Annotated in this window: 8 protein-coding genes and 1 riboswitch; of the genes, 1 reads left to right on the plus strand and 7 read right to left on the minus strand. The window is 61.4% G+C overall.

Annotated elements, in window-relative coordinates; translation table 11 throughout:
- From Q1W40_RS11575 to Q1W40_RS11585, 3 genes are all read right to left on the minus strand, one after another.
- Positions 1 to 1,067: D-amino acid dehydrogenase (locus Q1W40_RS11575; protein ID WP_300712057.1), on the minus strand; the 1,067-nt coding region annotated here is incomplete at its 3' end.
- 170 nt (positions 1,068 to 1,237) lie between these two features.
- A riboswitch (glycine riboswitch) is annotated at positions 1,238 to 1,336 on the minus strand.
- A 28-nt stretch (positions 1,337 to 1,364) separates the two neighbouring features.
- Entirely contained in the window at positions 1,365 to 2,540 is a 1,176-nt protein-coding gene (locus Q1W40_RS11580) for a M20 aminoacylase family protein (protein WP_300712060.1), read from the minus strand.
- Between the two features lies 1 nt (position 2,541).
- A complete protein-coding gene (locus Q1W40_RS11585; protein ID WP_300712063.1) occupies positions 2,542 to 3,528 on the minus strand; it encodes a tripartite tricarboxylate transporter substrate binding protein in 987 nt (328 codons plus the stop codon).
- Between the two features lie 114 nt (positions 3,529 to 3,642).
- On the opposite strand from Q1W40_RS11585, the gene Q1W40_RS11590 reads away from it, so the two are divergent.
- A complete protein-coding gene (locus Q1W40_RS11590; protein ID WP_300712066.1) occupies positions 3,643 to 4,530 on the plus strand; it encodes a LysR family transcriptional regulator in 888 nt (295 codons plus the stop codon).
- Between the two features lie 62 nt (positions 4,531 to 4,592).
- On the opposite strand, the gene ugpC is transcribed toward Q1W40_RS11590, so the two are convergent.
- From ugpC to Q1W40_RS11610, 4 genes are all read right to left on the minus strand, one after another.
- Positions 4,593 to 5,660 carry a sn-glycerol-3-phosphate ABC transporter ATP-binding protein UgpC gene (gene ugpC / locus Q1W40_RS11595; RefSeq protein ID WP_300712069.1) on the minus strand — a complete coding sequence of 356 codons (1,068 nt, stop codon included), beginning with the start codon at positions 5,658 to 5,660 and terminating at the stop codon, positions 4,593 to 4,595.
- Positions 5,661 to 5,663: 3 nt separating this feature from the next.
- A complete protein-coding gene (locus tag Q1W40_RS11600) occupies positions 5,664 to 6,518 on the minus strand; it encodes a carbohydrate ABC transporter permease (protein WP_300712072.1) in 855 nt (284 codons plus the stop codon).
- Positions 6,515 to 7,393, minus strand: a complete 879-nt coding sequence (locus tag Q1W40_RS11605) for a sugar ABC transporter permease (RefSeq protein ID WP_300712075.1) — start codon at positions 7,391 to 7,393, stop codon at positions 6,515 to 6,517. Before Q1W40_RS11605 ends, Q1W40_RS11600 begins: the two co-directional genes overlap by 4 nt.
- A gap of 116 nt (positions 7,394 to 7,509) precedes the next feature.
- A partial coding sequence (locus Q1W40_RS11610) for an extracellular solute-binding protein (RefSeq protein ID WP_300712078.1) occupies positions 7,510 to 8,100 on the minus strand: 591 nt, incomplete at its 5' end.

The raw sequence follows: 8,100 nt of genomic DNA on the forward strand, positions 1-8,100 counted from the left end.
CCGGCCCATGGCACCACCGAGCGGGTGTTGATCTTGGGGAAGCACTGCTCCACCCATTCGATCAAGGGGCGGATGCGGTCAGCGCGGATGTCGCGGTCCACACCGTTGAACTCGGCCGTGCCCGCCACGCGGAAACGGTTCAGTCCCAAGCGGCTGGTGACCAGCTTGGTTTCGTCGTCGAGCAAGCTCACGTTGGGCGCACCGGCCTGGCTTTGTTCGTCGTTCAGGTTGACGGTGATCGAATAGCCTTTGACAGGGTAGATGTTGACGCGATCACCCAGTTGCGAGGCGAAGTCGCGGCTGGCCACGCCCGCGCACACCACCATGCCGTCGAAGGTGTGCACGACGCTGTCTTCATCGCCTGCGACGGTGATGACGGCTTGCTGGCCATCGCTGCGCACCGACTTGACGTCTTGACCGTACAAGGTCTTCACACCCAGGCGCTCGGCCGCTGCGGCCAGGCCGTTGGTGAACTTGTGGATGTCACCGGTCGAGTCGCTCTCGGTGAAGTAGCCACCGTAATAAGTGCCTGCCAACGTGGGCTCGATGGCCTTCATTTCTTCGGGGGTCACGGCGCGGCGTGGCAAGCCGCCTTTGGCCAGCATTTGCGAGACGCGACCGGCATGGTCAAAGCCCTTTTTGTCGCGGTAGATGTGCAGGATGCCTTCTTTTTTCAGGTCGAAGTCGATGCCCTCTTCTTGTGCCCAGGCAAACAGGTGCTGGCGTGCGGCCACGGCCAGGCGGGCGGTCTCGACGGTGTTGCGCTCGTAATGGGGCATGGCCGCGATGAACTCGGCAAACCACGACAGCTTGTGCCAAGTCGGAGCGGGGTTGACCAACAAAGGCGCATCGCTTTTGAGCATCCACTTGATGCCCTTGAGGATGGTGGACCAGTGGGTCCAGACTTCGGCGTTGGAAGCCGAGAGCTGACCGCCGTTGGCAAAAGAGGTTTCCATCGCGGCGTAGCGATGGCGCTCGAACAAAGTGACGGCAAAGCCGCGTTTGGCCAGGGAATAGGCGGTGGTGACGCCGGTGATGCCGCCGCCAATAACTGCAATGGTTTTCATGAAAGTGAGCTTTCCAAGACGTCAAAGGATGGGGCCACCGCATGCAAGCCGCATGCCGGTGGCGCCCCCTCTGTATCAGGACCTGAGAGATTCACGGCACGCACGGGGGCGCATCGCTTGCTCCTTCGGTGCACTGGCGGACGATGACGCCAGCAGCTCTTCAGAGAATTGGCATGTGACCGGTCCTTTGGCCTGAGAGTTTCCGGGGCGGTTGCTCCTTCGGCGCTGCCTGCCGCTTGGGCGGTGGCAGTCTCTCCCGATCACATGTCGACACAAGGTCGATGGTTTTAATTCATTTTAAACGGCGAGGTAGGCCTGAACAAGCGCAACCCAATAAGAAGCGCCCGTGGCGATGTTGTCATCGTTGAAGTCATACGCCGGGTTGTGCACCATGCACGCGCCAGCCGAGTCACCGTCGCCATTGCCGATCAGCAAATAACTGCCCGGCACTTTTTCCAGCATGAAGGCAAAGTCTTCACTGCCCGTGAGCGGTGGCCCGTTCAAGGTGACGCGCTCAGGCCCCACCAAGTCAAGCGCCACTTGGCGTGCAAAGTTGGTCTGCTCGGTGTTGTTGACCAGCACGCAATAGCCTTGCCGCCATTCCACCTCGGCGCGCACGCCAAAGCTCTCAGCTTGCGCCGTCACCAGCGCCTTGATGCGTTGCTCCAGCAACTGACGCACCTGCGGGTCGAGCGCACGCACGCTCAGCTCCAGGGTGGCCAGGGCCGGGATCACGTTGTTGGCCTGACCGGCGTGCAAAGCACCCACCGTGACCACGGCGGTGTGCAGCGGGTCCACATTGCGCGACACGATGGTCTGCAAGGCCATGACGATGGACGAGGCGGCCACCAGCGGATCGGCCGCGCGGTGCGGCATGGCCCCATGACCGCCGGTGCCATGGATACGGATGGTGGCGTAATCGCTCGACGCCATGGCCGCGCCATCGCGGAACACCAAGTGCCCCACCGGTGTGCCCGGCATGTTGTGCATGGCAAACACGGCGTCGCAGGGGTGGTGCTCGAACAAGCCGTCGTCCATCATGCGGACCGCACCGCCTCCGCCTTCTTCGGCGGGCTGAAAAATCAGGTTCAGAGTGCCATCAAAGTCAGGCGCTTGCGCGATAGCTTTGGCCGCCGCCAGCAACATGGCGGTGTGGCCATCGTGGCCACAGGCGTGCATCAGGCCTTGGCGTGTGCTGACCCACTCGGCACCCGTGGCCTCCTGAATGGGCAAGGCGTCCATATCGGCGCGAATGCCGAGCTTGCGTTCGCTGCTGCCGCGCTTCAAGGTGCCGACCACGCCGGTGCCGCCCAGGCCGCGGTGCACCTGGTAGCCCCAGCTTTGCAGCTTGGCCGCCACCAGGTCCGAGGTGCGGTGTTCTTCAAACGCCAACTCGGGGTGGCGGTGGATGTCACGCCGCAGCTGGATGAATTCACCCACCCTTTCGGTGAGCGCATCGCGCAGATACGTCATGTCACTGCGGCTGCAAGTTGATCGACTTGGTAATCGCACGGAACTGGGCTGTGCCATCGGTGTAGGCCTTGCCCACGGCTTGCAGCGACAAAGGCTTGGCCACCAGCTGGCTGTTGGCCTCCAGGCCACCGCGCACCGCGGGGTCCGTCAAGGAATCGGTGATCGCCTTGTGGATGACCTGCACGATCGGCTCGGGCGTGTCTTTCTTCACGAAATAGCCGGTCCAGATGTTGAAAGTGAAGTTCTTGAGCGACTTGCTCTCGGTGATGGCGGGGTAGTCCTTGACCGAGTCCAGGCGCTCGCTGTTGAGCATGGCCAGCACTTTGAGCTTGCCCTGCTTTTGCAATTCTTCAGAAGCCTTGCCAAACGGTGCCAGGAAGATGTCCACCTGACCACCCAACAGATCCTGGTTGGCAGGCGCCATGCCTTTGTAGGGCACATGGGTCATCGGGATGTTGGTGATCTTGGACAGGTGCTCACCCAGCAGGTGATAGAACGAACCTGGGCCCACACTGGCGTAGGTGATGGGGCGGCCTTGTGCGGCCTCCTTGCGAGCGTACTCCAGGAACTCGTCCACGTTGTTCACGGGCAAATCCTTGCGGGCCAGAAAGCCGATCTGCGCTGTGGCGATCATCTGCACCAGGCGGAAGTCTTCGCTCTTGAATTTGACGGCCGAGATGGCCAGAGGTGCCAGGATCAGCTCATTGGGCGAGCCCTGAAAAATGATCTGGCCATCGGCCGGTGCGTTCAAGACTTTTTGCGCAGCGATCGAGCCGCTGGCACCGCCCAGGTTGTCCACGATCACGGTCTGGCCGATGTTTTTGGACAGGGTGTTGTTGACGATGCGGGCAATCACGTCCGACACGCCGCCAGCCGGGTAAGGCACCAACAAGGTGACGGGTTTGCTGGGATAGGTCTGCGCGTTCACAGCGCCGGCCAGGCACACGGCGCCCAAAAGGGCCACCCAACGGCGAAGGGTTTTGGACATGTCTTGTCTCCATATGAAAAGTGGTTGTGAGGCCATCGTAGAAAGCCATTCCTATAATGTCCAATGCATTTTCATGCCACATTGCATGATTTTCAGTTATGGATTGGAACCCCCATGACCCTGGTTCAACTCAAGCACCTGATCGAGCTGGCCAACAGCGGCTCCTTCAGCCAATCGGCCCTGAAGCTGCACCTGACACAACCGGCGCTGAGCCGCAGCATCAAGGCGCTGGAGGGTGAATTGGGACAACCCCTGTTCGACCGGATCGGTCGCAAGAACGAGCTGACGCCGTTTGGCCAGCACGTGGTGCAACGCGCCCGCGTGCTGGTGGACGAGGCCAACGAGTTGCGCCTGACCAGCTTACAACTGCAAAAAGGCGAGATCGGTCAATTCCGGGTGGGCATGGGCTCGGGGCCTGGCGCCATGCTGATGACGCCCTTGCTGATGCTCATGGCCCGGGAGCACCCGCAAGGCCACATCGACATCTCGCGCGGCAGCACCGCACTGCTGGTGCAGGCCTTGCGTGATCGCACCCTGGACGCCCTGGTGCTGGACATCCGCTCACTGCAACCGGCCACCGACCTGAAGGTGGAAGCGCTGCAGGAAATGAAAGGCACCTTCATGTGCCGCAAACAGCACCCGCTGGCCAAAAAGCGCAGCGTGTCATTCGAGATGCTGTTGGACTATCCGATCGCATCCACCCCTTTGAGCGACGAAGTCGCACGCATGCTGATGGAACGCTTTGGTCCGCGCGGGCACCCCGATCAATTGGTGAACCTGCGCTGCGAAGAAATCTCCAGCCTGATCGAAGTCGTCCGCCACAGCGATGCGGTCGTGCTAGCGATCCGGGCCTCCGCCCCTGATCTGGTGGAGCTGCCCGTCACACCCGCGCTGAACGGCAATGCCCGCTTTGGGCTGGTGACCATTGCAGGACGCACCGAAGCGCCGCTGCTGCCCAAAGTACGGGCTTTGATGGAGACCATCATGAAAGACCCGAACTGACACCACCCGTCGCTGGTCTGCACAAGACAAGACAGCCCGCAAAGCAGACTGCCAGATCACCATCAGCCGACCCGAACCCCACTGGCGCGGTCAAACAGGTGCGACTGATCGGCTTGCCATTGCAGATGCACCGCATCACCCACCGCCGCTTGCAACACGCCCGGCACGCGGGCCGTGAGCTGACCTGCGGGCGTGTCCACCGTGGCATAGGTTTCGGGGCCGGTGGGCTCGATCATGCTGAGCGTACCGGGCAGGCCGGTGGCGGCAAAGCTGATGCTCTCAGGGCGCAGGCCATAGACCAGCTCGGCGCTGCCATGCGCTTGCACCGCAGCGCGTTGCGCGTCGGTGATGGCCAGTTCCACGCCGTGGGCTGTGAGTGCTTCGCCTGTGCGCTGGGCGTCCACCATGTTCATGGCGGGTGAGCCAATGAACTCGGCCACAAAGCGGTTGGCCGGTCGGTTGTAGATTTGGGCGGGCGTGCCGAACTGCTGCACCAAACCGTCTTTCATCACGGCGATGCGGTCGCCCAGCGTCATGGCTTCGACCTGATCGTGCGTCACGTAGACCGTGGTGGTTTTGGTGCGCTGGTGCAGCAGCTTGATTTCGGCGCGCATTTCCACACGCAGCTTGGCGTCCAGATTGGACAGCGGCTCGTCAAACAAAAACAGCTTGGGGTCACGCGCCAAGGCCCGGCCCATGGCCACGCGCTGACGCTGGCCGCCCGAGAGTTGCCCGGGCTTGCGGTCCAGCAGGTGGCCGATTTGCAGCATGGCCGACACACGGTCCACGGCGGCTTGGCGCTCGGCCTTGGGCACCTTGCGAATCTCCAGGCCGAAGGCGATGTTTTGCGCCACCGTCATGTTGGGGTAGAGCGCGTAGCTCTGGAACACCATGGCGATGTCGCGGTCCTTGCTGGGCAGGTTCGTCACATCGCGCTCGCCGATGTGGATGCTGCCGCTGGTCGGATGGTCCAGGCCCGCGATCATCGACAGCAAGGTCGATTTGCCGCAGCCCGAGGGGCCCACCAAAATCAGAAATTCTCCGGCGTCGATCTCCAGATCAATGCCCTTGAGGATATGGACCGTCTCGTTGTAGGTCTTGTGGATGTTGCGAATGGCGAGTGCGCCCATGATTTACCCTTTCACTGCGCCAGCCGTCAGGCCGCGCACAAAATATTTACCCGCCACCACGTACACAAACAGGGTGGGCAATGCCGCGATGAGTGCTGCGGCCATGTCGACGTTGTATTCCTTGACCGCGCTCGAGGTGTTGGCCAGGTTGTTCAGGCCCACGGTGATCGGCTTGCTGTCAGCACCCGAGAACACCACACCGTACAAAAAGTCGTTCCAGATGTTGGTGAACTGCCAGATCAACGTGACCACCAAAATCGGCAGCGACAGCGGCAACACGATGCGGCGAAAGATCATCCAAAAACCCGCACCGTCGAGCTGCGCGGCCTTGATCAACTCGTCCGGCAAGCCGATGTAGTAATTGCGGAAGAACAGCGTGGTCGATGGAATGCCCGCCACGACGTGCACCAGCATCAGGCCCCAGATGGAGCTGGCCACGCCGAGCCAGCCCAGCACCTGGCTCATGGGCAAAAGCACCACCTGCATGGGCATGAACACGCCAAACAGCATGAAGGCAAACAGGGTCTCGCTGCCACGGAACTTCCACTTGCTGAGCACATAGCCGTTGAGCGAGCCGATCAGTGTGGACAGCAGCACCGCAGGCACCACCATCACCATGGAGTTCCAGAAGTAGGGCTTGAGGCCCTCGCACTGCACCCCTGTGCAGGCGGTGTCCCAGGCCTTGAACCACGCGTCCAGCGTGGGCGCGGTGGGCAGGCTGAGCAGGTTGCCTGCGCGCAGTTGCTCGGCGTCTTTGAGCGAGGTGGTCAGCATCACATACAGCGGCACCAGAAACCAGGCCGCAAACAGCAGCAGCATGGTCCACAGAATCAGGCGATGAAAATTCAGGCGGTTCATCGTTTGCCTCGCAATTCGGAATAAAGGTAAGGCACCACGATGGCAGCGACGGTGGCCAACATGACGGTGGCACTGGCCGCGCCCACGCCGATTTGGCCGCGTGTGAAGGCGGTGGCGTACATGAAGGTGGCGGGCAAATCGGTCGCATAGCCGGGGCCACCGGCCGTCAGCGCCATGACCAGGTCAAAGCTCTTGATGGCCAGGTGCGAGACCACCATCAGGGTGCTGAAAAACACCGGGCCGAGGCTGGGCAAAATGATGCGCCAGTAAATGCGCGGCAAGCTCGCCCCATCGACTTGCGCGGCCTTGATGATCGAGTCGTCGATGCCGCGCAACGCCGCCAAAAACAGCGCCATGACAAAGCCCGCGCTTTGCCACACACCCGCAATCACCACGCAGTAAATGGCCATGTCCTGATCGACCAGCCACTCGAACTTAAAATCGGTAAAGCCCCAGCTGTGCATCAGGTGCTGCAAGCCCAGGCCGGGGTTCAAAATCCACTTCCAGGCGGTGCCTGTGACGATGAACGAGATCGCCATGGGGTACAGGTAAATGGTGCGCAAAACGCCTTCGCCGCGCACCTTCTGGTCCAGCAAGATGGCCAGCAAAACGCCCAGCGCCATGGCGCCGCCGATGAAGCAAAAGCCAAACACCGCCATATTGGTCATGGCCACGCGGAAGCGGTCACTGTCCAGCAAAGTGGCGTAATGCTGCAGGCCCACGAAGTCGTAGTTGGGCAAGATCCGCGAGGCGGACATGGACAGGTAGCCGTTCCAGGCCATCAGGCCATAAATGAACAGCAGCGACAGCACAAAGCTGGGCGCAATCACCAGCTTGGGCAGCCAGGCGGCTTGTTGGGGGGAAGATGCAGACATGGGTGATCCAATCGAGACCGGCTCGGGCTGCAAGCTCGTGACCTGCAGCCCGGCGGCTAAAGAAACAACAAGCCCGGCGGGCTTGTGCGAGCCGACCGCAAGGTCGGCTCAAAGACTCACTTGACCTTGGCGGCCGAAGCGATCTTGGCTTGAGCGTCTTTCGTGCTCATCTTGTCGTCGTTCCAGAACTGGCTGACGGCGTCCTGGATCGCGCCGGATGTGGCCGAGCCGATGGCCATGCCGTGGGCCACCGAAGGCACCAGACCGCCGTTCTTGGCGGTGACCACGAAGTCATTGGAGCTCAGCTTGGCGCAGTCGTCAAACTTGGCCAGGTTCATGTTCAGGCGCACAGGGATCGAACCCTTGTTCAGGTTGAACACTTCCTGGAAGTCGGTGGACATGATGGCCGAGGCCAAGTCTTTCTGGGCCTTGACGTTGTCTTCGTTCTTCAGCTTGAACATGGCAAACGAGTCCACGTTGAAGGTGAAAGACTTGGCCGTGCCGGGGGCTGCTGCACAGGTGAAGTCCGCGCCAGGCTTTTTGCCAGCGGCGACGAATTCGCCCTTAGCCCAGTCACCCATCAGCTGCATGCCGGCTTCGCCCTTGATGACCATGGCAGTCGCCAGGTTCCAGTCACGGCCAGGGGCGTTCTTGTCGGTGTAGGTCTTGACCTTCTTGAAGGTGTCGAGCACCTTGGTCATGGTGGC

It is taken from the genome of Limnohabitans sp. (genome assembly GCF_030158565.1).
GTDB lineage: Bacteria > Pseudomonadota > Gammaproteobacteria > Burkholderiales > Burkholderiaceae_C > Limnohabitans_A.